Raw genomic sequence first — 16,007 nt, forward strand, 5'->3', positions numbered from 1 at the left:
CCCGAAACCTCAACCCGCCCCTCCCGCGCCGGCACAAAGCACGACTCCCCCTGCGTCAGCGTCAGCGCGCCCCGCGTCCCGCGCAGCTCGACCTCGCCGGACAGCGCCAGCACGATCCGCGGCCCGGTGCCGGGCAGTTCCGCGCGCAGCGTGGTCTTGGTGTCGAGGGTGGCGTGGTAGAGGCGGAACTCCGGAGCCGGGGTGTCGAACTCCGTGACACCCACGCCGATCGCCGTGCCGTGCCGTACCGGCACCGGGACCGAGGCGTCCATGATGCGCAGCAGCTCGGCGACGTCGATGTGCTTGGGTGTCAGGCCCGCGCGCAGCACGTTGTCGGAGTTGGCCAGCAGCTCGACGCCGGTGCCGCGCAGGTAGGCGTGCAGTCCGCCGGCCTCCAGGAAGATCGCCTCGCCCGGCTCCAGCACGACCCGCTTCATCAGCAGCATGGCCACCAGGCCGATGTCGCCGGGGAAGTCCTCGGCGACCCGCAGCACGGCCGCGAAGTCGTCGGCCAAGCCCTGGCCCAAGTCACCAGCCAAGCCCTGGCCCAAGTCGCCAGCGGAGTCGTCGGCGGACTCGCCGCCCTTCTCAGCCCCGGCCCGGCAGGCCTCGACGACGCCCGCCACCAGCTCCCCGCGGGTCTCGGCCGGCCACTCCAGCAGCCTGCCGATCGCCGCGGCCACGGTGGCCGGCTCCGGCTTGTCGGCCAGCTCGGCCCGGACCGGCTCCAGCGCCTGGGCGCCCAGCGCCACCACCGCCGCGAGTACGCGCTCGGCGTCCTCGGCGCTGCGGCACCCGGCCAGCGCCTCGAAGGCGGTGAGTGCCATCAGGATCTCCGGCTTGGGCCAGTCGTCCACGTAGTTGCGGTTCGGGTCGCCGGCCGGCAGCCCGCGCTCCTGCTCGGCGGCGTACCCTGCCTCGGCCTGGGCCCGCGTGGGGTGGGTCTGGATGGACAGCGCCTTGGCCGCCGACAGCACCTTGAGCAGGAACGGCAGCCGGTTCTTGAATCGGGCGGCGACCTGCGGGCCGAGCATCCCCACCGGATCCGCGGAGACGAAGTCGAGCAGCGTCGCCTCGCCTCCGTCGATCCGGGACGGCGCGCTCGGGTGCGCGCCCATCCACAGCTCGGCCTCCGGCTGCCCGGAGGGCTCGCGGCCTAGCAGGTCGCTGATGGCGCTGGGCGATCCCCAGGCGTAGTGCTGGGTGGTGTTGGTGAGCCGATACACGCTTGAAGGCTAGTGGACCAAGGCCCTCAGTGGACCAGAGGGCTCACCGCGGCCGCCACGAACAGCAGCGCCAGATACATGTTCGAGAAGTGGAACAGCCGCATCGGCAGCAGCGCCACCCCTTCCTTGCCCGAGCGCGCCCGCAGGTCCAGCCGGTGCGCCTCGACCAGGAACACCACGCCCAGCACGGCCGCGGCGATCGGGTAGACCAGGCCGGTGTGCCCGATCGGCCACAGCAGCAGTGAGCAGGCCACGGTCGCGTAGGAGTACCAGACGATCTGCTTGGTCACCTCGCGGGCCGGGGCCACCACCGGCAGCATCGGCACGTTCGCCAACGCGTAGTCCTCGCGGTAGCGGATGGCCAGCGCCCAGAAGTGCGGCGGCGTCCACAGGAACACGACCATGAACAGCACCACCGGCGCCCACGCCAGCCGGTCCGTCGCCGCGGTCCAGCCGATCAGCGCCGGGAAGCAGCCGGCCGCGCCGCCCCAGACGATGTTCTGCGGCGTGCGCCGCTTGAGCACCATCGTGTAGACGAGCACGTAGAAAGCGTTCGCCAGCAGCGCCAGGCCCGAGGACAGCCAGTTCACCGCGAACCCGAGCCACAGGGTGGACACCACCCCGAGCACGAGCCCGAACACGAGTGCGTTCTTCGGGGTGACCGAGGCGGCCGGCACCGGACGGCGCCGGGTGCGGCGCATCTCGGCGTCGATGTCGCGGTCCACGTAGCAGTTCAGCGCGTTGGCGCTGCCGGCGGACAGGTAGCCGCCGATGGTCACGGCGATCACCGGCCACAGCCCCGGGACATGGCGCAGCGCCAGGAACATCACCGGAATGGTGGTGACCAGCAGCAGCTCGATGATTCGTGGCTTGGTCAGGGCGACGTACGCCTTGACGACCGCCATCGTGTGCCCACCGCGGACTTCGCCGACCGGCTCCACAGAGGGAGTGACGGTCCGGGACGGAGCCGTGGCCGGGGGAGTCTCGACCGTGGTCAAAAGCCCGTCCTCCATGGATGCCTGATTCGGACAACACGCAACTTTAAACCGTCCCCCCGGGCGCTCTTGCGGCGGGTCGGCTTATCGCGCGTTGAGTCGCCGCCGCGCCGCGCGTCGAGCCGCCGCCTCGCCGCCCACCGCGGGTATCCGAGTCCTTCACCACTGGCCCACCACTGACCCACCACTGACCCACCGCTGGCCCACCACTGGCCGTTCACTAAGGGTTAGCCCGGCCGTACGTTCTCACCTGCTGACTCGGAACGCGGGGCCCCTGAGGTCCGAGTAGGCTGGCGAAACGAGATCTGAATCATGTTGCGCAGAGGTCCCACCAGCTGTACCCGAGCGTGGGGCCTCGGCGCGTGAACTGCGAAGGAGCGCTTCCGGTGAGCACCGCAAGCACCGCAACCCCGTTCGAGTGGACCGACTTGGACAAGCGCGCTGTGGACACCGTCCGAGCCCTGGCCATGGACGCCGTCCAGAACACTGGTAACGGCCACCCGGGGACCGCGATGTCCCTGGCTCCCGCGGCCTACCTGCTCTTCCAGCGGCACCTTCGCTTCGACCCGGCCGACCCGCACTGGGCCGGCCGGGACCGTTTCGTGCTGTCCTGCGGCCACTCCTCGCTGACCCAGTACATCCAGCTCTACTACGCGGGCCTCGGTCTTGAGCTCGACGACCTGCGGCACTTCCGGCAGTGGGGCTCGCTCACCCCGGGCCACCCGGAGTACGGCCACACCGCCGGCATCGAGGTCACCACCGGCCCGCTGGGCCAGGGCCTGTCGAACTCGGTCGGCATGGCGATGGCGGCCCGCTACGAGCGCGGCCTGTTCGACCCGGACGCGGCGGCCGGCGGCTCGCCCTTCGACCACAAGATCTACGTGTTCGTCTCCGACGGCGACCTGGAAGAGGGCATCACCGGCGAGGCCTCCTCGATCGCCGGGCACCAGAAGCTGGGCAACCTGATCGCCGTCTACGACGACAACCACATCTCGATCGAGGGCGACACCAAGGTGGCCTTCGGCGAGGACGTGCTGCACCGCTACGAGGCCTACGGCTGGCACGTGCAGCACGTGGACTGGCTGGCCGGCGGGGAGTACCACGAGAACGTCCAGGAGCTGCACCAGGCCCTGCTGGCCGCCGAGGCGGAGACCGACCGGCCCTCGATCATCCGGCTGCGCACCATCATCGGCTGGCCGGCCCCGAACCTGCAGAACTCCGGCAAGGCGCACGGCGCCGCGCTCGGCGAGGCCGAGGTCGCGGCCACCAAGAAGGTCATGGGCATGGACCCGGAGAAAACCTTCGACGTCGCCGCCGACGTGCTCGCGCACGCCCGCCAGGTCGGCGCGCGCGGCGCCGTCGCGCACGCGGCCTGGGACGCCGAGTTCGCCGCCTGGCGCACCAAGAACCCCGAGCGCGCCGCCGAGTTCGACCGGATCACCAAGCGCGAGCTGCCGGCCGGCTGGGCCGCCAAGCTCCCGACCTTCGAGCCGGGCAAGGACGTGCCGACCCGCAAGGCCTCCGAGGCGGTCATCCAGGCGATCGCCGAGTCGGTGCCGGAGCTGTGGGGCGGCTCGGCCGACCTCGCGGAGTCGAACCTGACCACGATCAAGGGCGGCAAGTCGTTCCTGCCCTCGGTCTACGGCGAGACCGAGTTCGGCGAGTCCAGCCCCTACGGCCGCATCCTGCACTTCGGCATCCGCGAAGCGGCGATGGGCGCGATCCTGAACGGCATCACGGTCCACGGCAACACCCTGCCGTTCGGCGGCACCTTCCTGGTGTTCTCCGACTACATGCGCGCGACGGTGCGCCTGGCCGCGCTGATGAAGCTGCCCGTGACCTACGTCTGGACCCACGACTCGATCGGCCTGGGCGAGGACGGCCCGACCCACCAGCCGGTGGAGCAGGTGGCCTCGCTGCGCCTGATCCCGGGCATGACGATGGTCCGCCCGGGCGACGCCAACGAGACCGTCGGCGCCTGGAAGGCCCTGATGGAGAAGCACACCGGGAGCGACGACCACGGCCCGGTCGGCATCGCGCTGACCCGCCAGGGCATCCCGACCTACGACCACGAGGCGCTGAACTCCTCGCTGGACGCGGTCGAGGGCACCGCCAAGGGCGGCTACGTGCTGGCCGAGGCCAGTGGCGGCGCCCCGAAGGTGATCCTCATCGGCACCGGCTCGGAGGTGCAGCTGGCGATCCAGGCCCGCGAGGCGCTGCAGGCCGACGGCATCCCGACCCGTGTGGTCTCGATGCCCTCCACGGAGTGGTTCGAGGAGCAGGACGCCGCCTACAAGGAGTCGGTCCTGCCGGCCGCCGTGAAGGCCCGCGTCTCGGTCGAGGCCGGGGTCGGCGCCGGCTGGAAGCAGTACGTCGGCGACGCCGGCCGCAGCGTCTCGCTGGAGCACTTCGGTGCCTCGGCCGACTACAAGACGCTGTACCGCGAGTTCGGCATCACGGCGGAAGCCGTCGAGGCCGCGGCCCGGGAATCCCTGGCCGCCGCAGGCGCTTGATTTTCAGGTGAAGAGGGAGATGACGAGATGACGAGCAAGAACCTGGACGCGCTGTCCGGCGCCGGTGTCGCGATCTGGCTGGACGACCTGTCCCGCAAGCGTCTGCAGACCGGCAACCTGGCCGACCTCATGGCCGAGAAGAACGTGGTCGGGGTGACCACCAACCCGACGATCTTCCAGAAGGCGATCGTCGGTTCCGAGGTCTACACCGAGCAGCTGAAGGACCTCGCGGTGCGCGGGGTCACCGTCGACGAGGCGATCCGCATGATCACCACCGCCGACGTCCGGGCGGCGGCCGACGTGCTGCGCCCGGCCTACGACGCCTCCGACCGCCAGGACGGCCGGGTCTCGATCGAGGTCGACCCGCGCCTGGCGCACTCCACCGCGCCGACCGTGGCCGAGGCCAAGCAGCTGTGGTGGCTGGTGGACCGGGAGAACCTGTTCATCAAGATCCCGGCCACCCGCGAGGGCCTGCCGGCCATCACCGAGGTGCTGGCCGCCGGCATCAGCGTGAACGTGACCCTGATCTTCTCGCTGGAGCGCTACCGCGCGGTGATGGACGCGTTCCTGGCCGGGATCGAGCAGGCCAAGGCGAACGGCCACGACCTGGGCAAGATCGCCTCGGTCGCGTCGTTCTTCGTGAGCCGGGTCGACACCGAGATCGACAAGCGCCTGGAGAAGCTGGGCAACACTGATCTGCGCGGCAAGGCCGGCGTCGCCAACGCCCGCCTGGCCTTCGAGGCCTACGAGGAGGTCTTCGCCTCGGACCGCTGGAAGGCCCTGGCCGCCGCCGGCGCCAAGCCGCAGCGCCCGCTGTGGGCCTCCACCGGCGTGAAGGACCCGGCGTATGTGGACACCATGTACGTCGACGACCTGATCACCCGCGGCGTGGTGAACACCATGCCGGAGGCCACCCTGGACGCCGAGGCCGACCACGGCAAGCCGGTCGAGGACTCGATCCGCGGCTTCTATGCCGAGGCGCACAAGGTGCTGGCCGACCTGGCCGCCGCCGGCGTGTCCTACGACGACGTCGTCCAGCTGCTGGAGGACGAGGGCGTGGACAAGTTCGAGGTCTCCTGGAAGGAGCTCCTCGAGGCGGTCCAGGGCGAACTGGACAAGCTCCGGTGAGCCCTTTGCCTAAATACCCGAAACCAGCGGTGGACAAGGGCCACCAGGGCTATCAGCTCTCGCAGGCAGAGAAGACCCTGCTGTCGCACGAGCTGGCGCCCGAAGGCGCGGCGAACCCGCTGCGCGACGCCGCCGACCGCCGGCTGCCCCGCATCGCCGGGCCCTGCGGCCTGGTGATGTTCGGCGTCACCGGCGACCTGTCCCGCAAGAAGCTGATGCCGGCGATCTACGACCTGGCCAACCGCGGGCTGCTGCCCCCGGGCTTCGCCCTGGTCGGCTTCGCCCGCCGGGACTGGGCCGACCAGGACTTCGCCGAGGAAGTCCACCTGGCGGTCAAGGAGCACGCGCGGACCCCGTACCGCGAAGAGGTCTGGCGCCAGCTCTCCGAGGGCTTCCGCTTCGTCTCCGGCGAGTTCGGCGACAAGCAGGCCTTCCTGGAGCTCAAGGAGACCATCGACAAGCTGGACGCCGAGCGCGGCACCAACGGCAACCACGCGTTCTACCTGTCGGTCCCGCCGAAGTTCTTCCCCGGCGTGGTCGAACAGCTGCACGAGGTCGGCCTGGACCAGGGCCCGGAGGGCTCCTGGCGCCGGGTGATCATCGAGAAGCCGTTCGGCCACGACCTGACCTCGGCCCGCGAGCTGAACGCCATCGTGGACTCGGTGTTCCCCCAGAAGTCGGTCTTCCGCATCGACCACTACCTGGGCAAGGAGACGGTCCAGAACATCCTGGCGCTGCGCTTCGCCAACGAGATGTTCGAGCCGATCTGGAGCCGCGACCACGTGGACCACGTCCAGATCACGATGGCCGAGGACATCGGCATCGGCGGCCGGGCCGGGTACTACGACGGCATCGGCGCGGCGCGCGACGTCATCCAGAACCACCTGCTCCAGCTGCTGGCGCTGACCGCGATGGAGGAGCCGGTGTCCTTCGACGCCGACGCCATCGCCGCGGAGAAGACCAAGGTGCTCTCGGCCATCCGGCTCCCGGACGACCTGGACACCTACACGGTCCGGGGCCAGTACGCGAGCGGCTGGCAGGGCGGCGAGAAGGTGGTCGGGTACCTGCAGGAGGACGGCATCTCGCCGGACTCCACCACCGACACCTACGCCGCGGTGAAGCTGGAAGTGAACACCCGGCGCTGGGCCGGGGTCCCCTTCTACCTGCGCACCGGCAAGCGCCTGGGCCGGCGCGTCACCGAGATCGCGGTGGTGTTCAAGCGCTCGCCGTTCCTGCCCTTCACCCCGACGCAGACCGAGGAGCTGGGGCAGAACGCCCTGGTGATCCGGGTGCAGCCGGACGAGGGCGTGACCGTGCGCTTCGGCTCGAAGGTCCCGGGCACCTCGATGGAGGTGCGCGACGTGAACATGGACTTCGCCTACGGCGAGGCGTTCACCGAGTCCTCCCCGGAGGCCTACGAGCGGCTGATCCTGGACGTGCTGCTGGGTGACGCGCCGCTGTTCCCCCGGGTCGCCGAGGTCGAGCTGGGCTGGGAAGTCCTGGACCCGATCGAGGAGTACTGGGACGAGCACGGCAAGCCGGAGCAGTACACCTCCGGCACCTGGGGCCCGGCCAAGGCGGACGAGATGCTGGCCAAGGACGGACGGAGCTGGCGGCGGCCATGATCAAGCACCTGGATTCCACCACTTCGGCGAAGATCGCCAACGCCCTGATCGACATCCGCAAGGAGGCCGGGGCGGCCACCACCGGCGCGGTCCTGACCCTGGTGATCGAGACCGACGAGCGGCACCACTACTACGCCCTGCGGGCCGCGCGCGAGGCCTCGCGCGCGCACCCCTCGCGCATCCTGGTCGTCATACCGCACCCCGAGCAGCCCTTCTCCGGGCTGGACGCCGAGGTGCGGGTGGGCGACGAGATGGGCCCGGGCGAGGCCGTGGTGATGCGGCTGAACGGCGAGCTGGCGGCGCACGCCGACGCCGTCGTGCTGCCGCTGCTGCTGCCGGACACCCCGGTGGTCACCTGGTGGCCGGCCGAGTCCCCGGAGGACCCGGCCGCCTCGGCGCTGGGCAAGCTGGCGATGCGCCGGATCACCGACGCCTCCGGCACCCACCAGCCGATCCCGGTCGCCGACCGGCTGCGCGGCTACTCCCCCGGCGACACCGACCTGGCCTGGACCCGCTGCACCCCGTGGCGCTCCATGCTGGCCGCGGCCCTGGACCAGCTGCCGGCCACGGTCGGCAGCGTCAAGGTCACCGCCGAGGTGGACAACGCCTCCTCGACGCTGCTGGCGGTCTGGCTGGGCTGGCGCCTGGGCGTGCCGGTGACCCTGTCCACCGACACCGGGCCGGGCATCACCGGCGTGCACATGGGCACCGACAAGGGCGAGATCAGCCTGACCCGCCCGGACGGCATGCTGGCCGTGCTGTCGATGCCCGAGCAGCCCGACCGGCACGTCGCGCTCAAGCGCCGCGAGCTGGCCGACCTGCTCACCGAGGAGCTGCGCCGGCTCGACGTCGACGAGACGTACGAGGAGGTGCTGCGGCACGTCACCGAGCAGGACGCGGCGGCGATCGAGAAGATGCAGCCCACCGCTCCGCAGAAGTCGACGATCACGGTGACCGCCGAGCCCGACAAGGGCCCGCTGGGCGAACTGCCCAAGGAGTCGGCCGAGCGCGAGCGGGAACTGCAGAACCTCGCCATCGACAAGCCGCTCGGCCAGGCCGGCGACAAGCCGGACGACAAGCCGGACGACAAGGCGAGCGACAAGCCGGGCGACAAGACCGCCGCCAAGCCCGCGGACGGCGCGCCATGAGCGCCACTCCCGTGGTCATCGTCCACCGGGACGCGGAAGTCCTGGCTCAGGCGGTGGCGGCGCGGCTGATCACCCGGGTGGTCGACGTGCAGGCGCTGCGTGGCGCCGCGCACGTCGTCCTCACCGGCGGCACCGTCGGGACCAAGGCCCTGGCGGCGGTCGCGGCCTCCCCGGCGCGCGCCGCCGTGGACTGGTCCCGGGTCCAGCTGTGGTGGGGCGACGAGCGGTTCCTGCCGACCGGCGATCCCGAGCGCAACGAGACCCAGGCCCGCGAGGCACTGCTGGACGGTCTGGTCGCCGAGGGCCTGCTCCCGGCGGAGAACATCCACGCGGTGCCGGCCGCCGACACCGCGGGCTTCACGCCCGAGGAGTCGGCGGAGCAGTACGCGGCCACGCTGGCCGACTTCGCCCGCGAGGGCGCGGACGTCCCGGCCTTCGACGTGCTGCTGCTCGGCATGGGCCCGGACGGCCACATCGCCTCCCTCTTCCCGGGCCACCCGGCCCTGTACGAGGAGAAGCGCAGCGTGGTCGGAGTCCACAACTCGCCGAAGCCCCCGCCGCTGCGGGTCTCGCTGACCCTGCCCGCGATCCAGTCGGCCGCCGAGGTCTGGGTGGTCGCGGCCGGCACGGAGAAGGCGAAGGTCACGCACCTGGCGCTGTCCGGCGCCGGACCGGTGCAGATCCCGGCCGCCGGGGCGCGTGGGCGCGGGCGCAGCCTGTTCCTGCTGGACCGGGCCTCGGCTTCGGAGCTGCCTTCGGAGCTGGCGCCTTACTCGCTGAGCTGAGCTGAGCTGGCCAGCGCCGAGCCGGTCACGGCTGAGCTGGTCGGAGCTGGTAAGAACACTGAGTGCCGCCGCTGATCTGTATTCGCCAATGGCGTTCGGATCAGCGGCGGTCTTCTTTCTCTCTCGCAGCAGCGGCCGGCCGCATACGATCAGCCTATGAATACGCCGCCCCCGCCCATCCGCATCGGTGCGCTCGCTCCCCTGAGCAAGCCAGGCTGGGTCGAGGCCGGCCGCCACCTGCTCGCCGGTCTGGAGCTCGCGGCCGGCGAGGTCGGCCTGATCGACGGCCGACCGCTGGAGCTGCTGGTCCGCGACACCGCCGCCGACCCGGCCCAAGCCGCGGCGGCCGTCGACGAGCTGGCCGGCCTGGGCGTGGCCGCCTTCGTCGGCGAGTACCACAGCGTCGTGGCCCGCTCCGCCGCCGCCCGCGCCGACGCCCTCGCCCTGCCGTTCCTGTGCTCCTCAGCGGTCCTCGACGCACTCACCGAGCAGCCGACCGACTGGGTCGCCCGCATCGCCCCGGCCCAGTCCCGCGGCTGGCGCGTCTACGCGGACTTCCTCCTCAAGGCAGGCCACACCCGCATCGCCGTCGCCACGCAGCCCACCGTCTACTGGGCCTCCGGCACCCGCATCCTGCGGGAGCACCTGGCCGCCCGCGGCGGCACCCTCATCGAACTCGACATGAGCACACTCGATGCCGCAGCAGTCTGCGACGCCCTCGCCGACCACCGCGCGACCGCCCTGCTGCTCCTGGTCGGCATCCCGGACCCCGCCGTTCCGATCGTGCAGGCGGTCCGCGCCGACCCCCGCCTCGCCGACGTCCTCATCGGCGCTCCCGCCGGTCAGCCCGAGTTCGCCGAGTGGCAGTCGCTGCTCGGCAGCGACGGCACCGCGATCCCGTTCCTGCGCTACCTCCCCGAACGCCTCACCCCGCTCGGCACGCGAGTCGAGGCGGCGCTGCGCGAGCGCCTGGGAGCCGCACCGTCCTTCGTCGCCTTCGAGGGCTACGACACCATCGCCGTCCTCGCTGAAGCCCTGCGCTTCCATGGCACCGGCCGCAGCGCCGGCCCCAGCCTCAGCGCTGGCACCGGCCCTGATACGGGCCCCGGCCCCAACCCCGGCATCGCCGAAGCCTGGCCGCACATCTCCGTCGAAGGCACCCGCGGACGAATCCAGTTCTCCCGAGTGCCAGGCATCAGCGTCTGGCAGTGGGCGTGGCCACCGATCCAGGTCGCCGACCGCGATCCGGCGGCACCCGATCGCTTCCGCGTGCTCTTCTCCGGCTGAGGCCGCGCCTACTCCGCTACTCCGCCCGCGCCTATTCGACCCCGCGCTCGTGGATCCGCCGGAACCCGTCCGACCACGGCACCGGCCGCCGATCCGGCCCGGTCCGCACGATCGTCCGCCGCCCGACCGCGTGCACCACGCCGCCGTCCCCGACGAACCGGAACTCGTACACGCAGCTCGTCGTCCCGAGCTTGGCCAGCCGCAGCTCCACGTCCAGCTCGCCGACCCCGTCGACCGGCACCCGGAACTCGATCTCGTACGCCTTCACCAGATGCCGCATGTCCGGTCCGTCGATCAGCTCCGGACGGCTCTCGTACCAGGTGCTCAGGGCCCGCTCGGCGTGCACCGCGTACCGCGCGTTGTGCAGCACGCCCACCTTGTCGAGCTCGTCGAACCAGACCCGGGTACGGAACACGTGCAGCGGCGGCTCGACCCCGCCGGCCTCAACACCGGTCTCAACATCAGTCACCCCATCAGCTGTACCTCACCGGCCGCCGCCCACCCCCGCCCAGACCGCGTGATTCCAACCACACCCGCGCCTACTCTGAACGTCATGACAGCCTTCGACCAGGGCCCTGCCACCCCCGTCGGCACGCGGAGCCACACGCATCCGTTCCTGCCGTTCCACCCCGAACGCCTCGACCAGGCCGAGGCCATCCGTCGCGGCACCGAGTTCCATCAGCATCTGGAAGCCCGGCGCAGCGTCCGCTTCTTCTCCCCCGATCCGGTCCCGCCCGAGATGATCGAGCTGGCCGTGGCCGCCGCCAACACGGCGCCGTCCGGCGCGCACCAGCAGCCGTGGAAGTTCGTCGCCGTCGGCGATCCGGCGCTCCGGCACAAGATCCGAGAAGCCGCCGAACACGAAGAACACATCAACTACGAGGGCGGCCGGCTCCCGGAGGCCTGGCGGGAGGCACTCGGGCCGCTGGAGACCGACTCCGACAAGTCCTACCTCGACACCGTCCCGTGGATCGTCGTCGCCTTCGCCGAGAAGAGCACGCCGATGCCCGACGGCCGGCTGCGCAAGAACTACTACGTCAACGAGAGCGTCGGCATCGCCTGCGGCCTGTTCATCGCCGCCCTGCACTCCATGGGCCTGGCCACGCTGACCCACACGCCCAACCCGATGGCCTTCCTCACCGAGATCCTGCATCGCCCCTCGACCGAACGCCCCTACATCCTGTTCCCGATCGGCTATCCGGCCGCCGACTGCGAGGTCCCCGACCTCGCCCGCAAGCCGCTGAACTCGGCTTTGGAGTTCTTCCGGGAGTGATCCGGCGAACGACCTGCCGCTGATCCCCCGTTGACCGCCCCGGTTCCGTTGCCCCCGCAAAATTATGAGAGTAGCTTCCACTTAGAAGTTACTTTCAATAGAAGGGGGGCTATCATGATCGAGTCGGCACCGGGGGTGACGGCACCGGCGACGGCGGACGGCCGCAAGTGGTGGGCGCTCGGCGGCCTGGCACTGAGCCTGCTGGTCGTGGGCCTGGACCTGACCGTGCTGAACGTGGCGCTGCCCACGCTCAGCACCTCGCTCAAGGCCTCGACCAGCCAGCTCCAGTGGTTCGCGAACTCCTACAACCTGGCCATGGCGATCGCCCTGCTGCCCGGCGGGCTGCTCGGCGACCGCTTCGGCCGCAAGCGGATGCTGGTGATCGCGCTGACCGCGTTCGGCGTGGCCTCCGGCTTCTGCGCCTTCGCCACCTCCTCCGGCGAGCTCATCGTCTGGCGCGCGGTGCTCGGCGTGGGCGCGGCCCTGCTGATCCCGCTGAGCATGAGCGTGCTGACGGTGCTGTTCACCCCCGAGGAGCGGCCGCGCGCCATGGGCATCTGGGCCACCGCCAACATGCTCGGCATCCCGCTCGGCCCGATCCTGGGCGGCTGGCTGCTGGACCACTACTGGTGGGGTTCGGTGTTCCTGATCAACCTGCCGGTCGTGGTGATCGCCCTGCTCGCGGTGATGTGGCTGGTCCCGGAGTCCAGCGCGGAGACCAAGCCGCGCATCGACCTCCCGGGCCTGGCGGCCTCGGCGATCGGGCTGGCCGCGATCACCTACGGCCTGATCAAGGCCGGTGACGCCGGCTGGGGCTCGGCGCGGGCGCTGGTCCCGATGATCGGCGGACTGGTGGTGCTGGCCGGGTTCGTGCAGTTGCAGCGCCGGCCCCAGCAGACCCTCATCGACCTGGAGCTGTTCCGGGCCCGAGCGTTCACCTGGGGCACGATCCTGTCCACGATCGTCAGCTTCGCGCTGTTCGGCCTGATGTTCACGCTGCCGCAGTTCTACCAGGCGGTCGAGGGCGCTGACGCGTTCGGCACCGGCCTGCGGCTGCTGCCGATGATCGCCGGTCTGATGGCCGGCGTCCGGATCGGCCAGCCGTTCCTGAAGAAGGTCGGCCCCGGCCCGCTGATCGGCGCCGGATTCGTCCTGCTGACCGTCGCGCTGGCGATCGGCACCACCACCGGCGTGCACGACGGCTACGGCTACATCGCGTTCTGGCTCACCATGGGCGGCGTGGGCGTCGGCCTGGCGATGCCGATCGCCATGACCGCCGCCCTGGACGAACTCACCCCCGAGCGCGCCGGCGTCGGCTCCGGCCTGCTGATGACCATCCGCCAGATCGGCGGCACGGTCGCGGTGGCGGTCCTGGGCACCGTCCTGAACAGCCAGTACCGCAGCCACCTGGCCCCGGCCACAGCCCACCTGCCGGCCCCGCTCGCCGACGCGGCCACCCGCAGCGCCGGCTCCGGCGTCGCGGTCGCGGCCAAGCTGCACTCCCCCGCACTCCTGGAATCGGTCCGGTCCTCACTGGTCCACGCCACGAGCATGACGATGTGGGTCAGCACCGCCTTCGCCGTCGTCGGCGTCCTGGCCGCCACCCAACTGCCCCGCCGGGCCCGAGTCTCCACCTCGCGGGCCGAGGCAGCAGAATCAACTGGTGATCTCCTCAATGCCGCCGACTGACCCGCCGCCCGCCGCGCCCACCGCCCCAGCACCGGTGGGCCTGCGGGAACGCAAGAAGGCGCAGACCCGTGCCGCGATCCAGCACCAGGCGATGCGCCTGTTCCGCGAGTCGGGCTACTCGGCCACCACGATGGAGCAGATCGCCGCCGCGGCCGACGTGTCCCCCAGCACGCTCTACCGCTACTTCCCGACCAAAGAAGACCTGATCCTCCAAGACGACTACGACCCACTCCTAGCCGCCGCCTTCCGCGCCCAGCCCCGCAACCTGCCGACCCTGGAGGCATTCCGCGCGGCCGTGTTCCAAGCCATGGCCCAGATCCCGCACGAGGACCAGGAGGAAGCCCTCGAACGCGCCTACCTCGGCTACACCATCCCCGAAGTCCGCGCCCGCGCCATGGACCACATGCTCGTCACCGCCAACACGCTCGCCACCCTGTTCGCCGAGCGCCTGAACCGCGCACCGGACGAGCTGGAGGTCAAGGTCCTGGCCGGCACCGTCATCGGCGCCCTCCTGGCCGCCCAGGAACTCTGGATCGCCGACCGAAGCCGCAACCTCTTCCTCCTCCTGGACCGCGCCCTCCAGTGCCTCATAAACGGCCCCGGCGACCTGGCGCCCGCCGACCCGCAAGAAGCCTGACACCCGGTAGCCTTCAGCGCGTGGATATAGAACCGACCCCCTGCCACTGCCTCCTGTGCCAGCCCCCGGCCCTCAACGAGGCCCAATGGGACCCCCGCGACCGCGAGATCGCGAACAACGTACGCACCCACGGCTGGCACACCATGGGCGTAACCAGCCACGAGACCCCCGACTGGGCCTACTCCATCGGCATGTGGCACAGCAACGGCGGCTTCGACATCTGCATCACCGGCCTCCCGGCCGAAAACGCCATGGCCCTGGTAGCCAAGATCGCACGCCAAGTCCAAGACGGCCGCGGCCTAGGTCCGGAGAAGCGCCGCCAAGGCGTCATCGAAGGCTACGAACTAGCCACCCGCCCCGTACACCCCAGCTGGTACCCCGCCATGTTCGGCGCCGGCCTGGACTACTTCCAGACCCCGCCATGGCCCATGCTCCAGGCAGTCTGGCCAGACCGCGCAGGCCGCTTCCCCTGGGAGGAAGGCGCCGACCCGGAGAAGCGAGACCAGCAGCCCTTCCTGTGGCTGGCTCGGGAGGAGCATCCCGCGGGCATGTGGGTGACTTCTTCGCTGAGCTTGTAGCGGGCTCGCTGTTCTCGCTCTACTCACCTTCTCGCTCTACTCGCTTCGCCTGCGCTTGCACTGCTGCTTCGTCCATATGCGCGCTGCTGCTTCGCCGCTTTGCCTGTGCGCGTCCTGCTGCCGCGCGCTCTGCTCGCTGTGCCCGCGCCAGTTCTACCGTTCACTGCTCGCTTTACCGTTTTCCGGTTGCGGCTCTCCGCCCACCATTGACAGCATCGCGCCATGTCCGTGCCCCACCTCACCCTGGCCCGCGGCGACATCACCAAGCAGAGCGCCGACGCGATCGTGAACGCGGCCAACTCCTCCCTCCTCGGCGGCGGCGGAGTCGACGGCGCCATCCACCGCGCCGGCGGCCCCGAAATCCTCGAAGCCTGCCGCGCCCTCCGCGCCTCCCACTACGGCCGCGGCCTCGCCACCGGCCAAGCCGTGGCCACCACCGCCGGCCGCCTCCCCGCACGCTGGGTCATCCACACCATCGGCCCGGTCTACAGCAGCACCGAGGACCGCTCCGAACTCCTGACCGCCTGCCACACCAACTCCCTCGCCATCGCGGACAGCCTCGGCGCCAAAACAGTCGCCTTCCCAGCCATCTCCACCGGCATCTTCGGCTGGCCGCTCGACAACGCCGCACGCATCGCCGTCGCAGCCCTCCGCGCAGCGACCACCGACGTCGAGGAGGTCCGCTTCGTGCTCTTCAACGAGGCCGCCTACCAGGCCTTCGAAGACGCAGCGCAGCAGTGAACGCGACACCATTCCTGTGGCTCTACGGCCCCTCAGGCGTCGGGAAAACCACACTCGGCTGAGGGCTCTTCCCTCCTCAGCGCGACTGGCATCACCGGCGCATATATTGACGCCGACCAAATCGGACTCTGCTACCCGATCACGCCCGGCGACCACTTCAACCACCGCGTCAAGGCCACCACCCTCGCAGCCATATGGCTCAACTTCCGCGCCGTCGACACCCACCACCTGATCGTGACCGGCACAGTCACCACGCCCGCACGCACTGCCACATGACATAGGCGCAGAACACCGCGTTGGATCCGAAGGCGATGTTGAACACGCCGGTCACCCGGTAGGTGGCGAGCAACCCGACAGCGGCCAGCGCCGCCACACACCCGAT

General features: G+C 70.7%; 14 protein-coding genes. 11 read left to right on the forward strand and 3 right to left on the reverse strand.

The genetic code is table 11. The annotated features are described in order from the left end of the window. Both manA and KGQ19_RS40930 read right to left on the reverse strand, forming a co-directional pair. The coding region (gene manA / locus KGQ19_RS40925) for a mannose-6-phosphate isomerase, class I (protein ID WP_212019580.1) at positions 1–1,226 on the reverse strand (1,226 nt) is incomplete at its 3' end. A 26-nt stretch (positions 1,227–1,252) separates the two neighbouring features. Beyond that, positions 1,253–2,239: a heme o synthase gene (locus tag KGQ19_RS40930; protein ID WP_212019582.1), complete on the reverse strand. Its 987-nt coding sequence runs from the start codon at positions 2,237–2,239 to the stop codon at positions 1,253–1,255. A gap of 368 nt (positions 2,240–2,607) precedes the next feature. On the opposite strand from KGQ19_RS40930, the gene tkt reads away from it, so the two are divergent. The 6 genes from tkt (at position 2,608) to KGQ19_RS40960 (ending at position 10,707) form a co-directional block, all read left to right on the forward strand. After that, positions 2,608–4,734 carry a transketolase gene (tkt, locus tag KGQ19_RS40935; RefSeq protein WP_212019584.1) on the forward strand — a complete coding sequence of 709 codons (2,127 nt, stop codon included), beginning with the start codon at positions 2,608–2,610 and terminating at the stop codon, positions 4,732–4,734. A 27-nt stretch (positions 4,735–4,761) separates the two neighbouring features. Continuing rightward, on the forward strand, positions 4,762–5,862 hold the full coding sequence (tal, locus tag KGQ19_RS40940) for a transaldolase (RefSeq protein WP_212019586.1): 1,101 nt from the start codon (positions 4,762–4,764) through the stop codon (positions 5,860–5,862). Positions 5,863–5,954: 92 nt separating this feature from the next. Continuing rightward, a complete protein-coding gene (zwf, locus tag KGQ19_RS40945) occupies positions 5,955–7,487 on the forward strand; it encodes a glucose-6-phosphate dehydrogenase (RefSeq protein ID WP_230422380.1) in 1,533 nt (510 codons plus the stop codon). After that, a complete protein-coding gene (locus KGQ19_RS40950; protein ID WP_212019590.1) occupies positions 7,484–8,635 on the forward strand; it encodes a glucose-6-phosphate dehydrogenase assembly protein OpcA in 1,152 nt (383 codons plus the stop codon). The genes zwf and KGQ19_RS40950 overlap by 4 nt, the downstream gene beginning before the upstream one ends. After that, complete coding sequence (pgl, locus tag KGQ19_RS40955) at positions 8,632–9,420, forward strand: 6-phosphogluconolactonase (protein WP_212019592.1); 789 nt, start codon at positions 8,632–8,634, stop codon at positions 9,418–9,420. Before KGQ19_RS40950 ends, pgl begins: the two co-directional genes overlap by 4 nt. 156 nt (positions 9,421–9,576) lie before the next feature. Further along, a complete protein-coding gene (locus tag KGQ19_RS40960) occupies positions 9,577–10,707 on the forward strand; it encodes an ABC transporter substrate-binding protein (protein WP_212019594.1) in 1,131 nt (376 codons plus the stop codon). Positions 10,708–10,738: 31 nt separating this feature from the next. Here the strand turns inward: KGQ19_RS40960 and KGQ19_RS40965 are convergent, their stop codons facing one another. Next, complete coding sequence (locus tag KGQ19_RS40965) at positions 10,739–11,176, reverse strand: acyl-CoA thioesterase (RefSeq protein WP_212019596.1); 438 nt, start codon at positions 11,174–11,176, stop codon at positions 10,739–10,741. A gap of 84 nt (positions 11,177–11,260) precedes the next feature. Here KGQ19_RS40965 and KGQ19_RS40970 point away from each other — a divergent pair, with 84 nt between their 5' ends. The 5 genes from KGQ19_RS40970 (at position 11,261) to KGQ19_RS40990 (ending at position 15,625) form a co-directional block, all read left to right on the forward strand. Then, positions 11,261–11,980 carry a nitroreductase family protein gene (locus KGQ19_RS40970; protein ID WP_212019598.1) on the forward strand — a complete coding sequence of 240 codons (720 nt, stop codon included), beginning with the start codon at positions 11,261–11,263 and terminating at the stop codon, positions 11,978–11,980. A 114-nt stretch (positions 11,981–12,094) separates the two neighbouring features. Continuing rightward, positions 12,095–13,669 (forward strand): DHA2 family efflux MFS transporter permease subunit, encoded by a 1,575-nt coding sequence (locus tag KGQ19_RS40975; protein WP_212019600.1) that lies wholly within the window; start codon positions 12,095–12,097, stop codon positions 13,667–13,669. Then, positions 13,644–14,306: an acyl-CoA-like ligand-binding transcription factor gene (locus KGQ19_RS40980; protein WP_307856668.1), complete on the forward strand. Its 663-nt coding sequence runs from the start codon at positions 13,644–13,646 to the stop codon at positions 14,304–14,306. The genes KGQ19_RS40975 and KGQ19_RS40980 overlap by 26 nt, the downstream gene beginning before the upstream one ends. 20 nt (positions 14,307–14,326) lie before the next feature. Beyond that, a complete protein-coding gene (locus tag KGQ19_RS40985) occupies positions 14,327–14,884 on the forward strand; it encodes a DUF4262 domain-containing protein (RefSeq protein ID WP_212019601.1) in 558 nt (185 codons plus the stop codon). A 222-nt stretch (positions 14,885–15,106) separates the two neighbouring features. Then, positions 15,107–15,625, forward strand: a complete 519-nt coding sequence (locus KGQ19_RS40990) for an O-acetyl-ADP-ribose deacetylase (protein WP_212019603.1) — start codon at positions 15,107–15,109, stop codon at positions 15,623–15,625. The last annotated feature ends 382 nt before the right edge of the window (positions 15,626–16,007 follow it).

The organism is Catenulispora pinistramenti (genome assembly GCF_018274385.1).
Classification (GTDB): Bacteria; Actinomycetota; Actinomycetes; order Streptomycetales; family Catenulisporaceae; genus Catenulispora; species Catenulispora pinistramenti.

Excerpts from the sequence above, each read along its gene's own strand:
- KGQ19_RS40930 (WP_212019582.1), bottom strand. The coding sequence starts at position 2,239 with ATGGAGGACGGGCTTTTGACCACGGTCGAGACTCCCCCGGCCACGGCT.
- tal (WP_212019586.1), top strand. The coding sequence starts at position 4,762 with ATGACGAGCAAGAACCTGGACGCGCTGTCCGGCGCCGGTGTCGCGATC.
- KGQ19_RS40950 (WP_212019590.1), top strand. The coding sequence starts at position 7,484 with ATGATCAAGCACCTGGATTCCACCACTTCGGCGAAGATCGCCAACGCC.
- pgl (WP_212019592.1), top strand. The coding sequence starts at position 8,632 with ATGAGCGCCACTCCCGTGGTCATCGTCCACCGGGACGCGGAAGTCCTG.
- KGQ19_RS40960 (WP_212019594.1), top strand. The coding sequence starts at position 9,577 with ATGAATACGCCGCCCCCGCCCATCCGCATCGGTGCGCTCGCTCCCCTG.
- KGQ19_RS40970 (WP_212019598.1), top strand. The coding sequence starts at position 11,261 with ATGACAGCCTTCGACCAGGGCCCTGCCACCCCCGTCGGCACGCGGAGC.
- KGQ19_RS40975 (WP_212019600.1), top strand. The coding sequence starts at position 12,095 with ATGATCGAGTCGGCACCGGGGGTGACGGCACCGGCGACGGCGGACGGC.
- KGQ19_RS40990 (WP_212019603.1), top strand. The coding sequence starts at position 15,107 with ATGTCCGTGCCCCACCTCACCCTGGCCCGCGGCGACATCACCAAGCAG.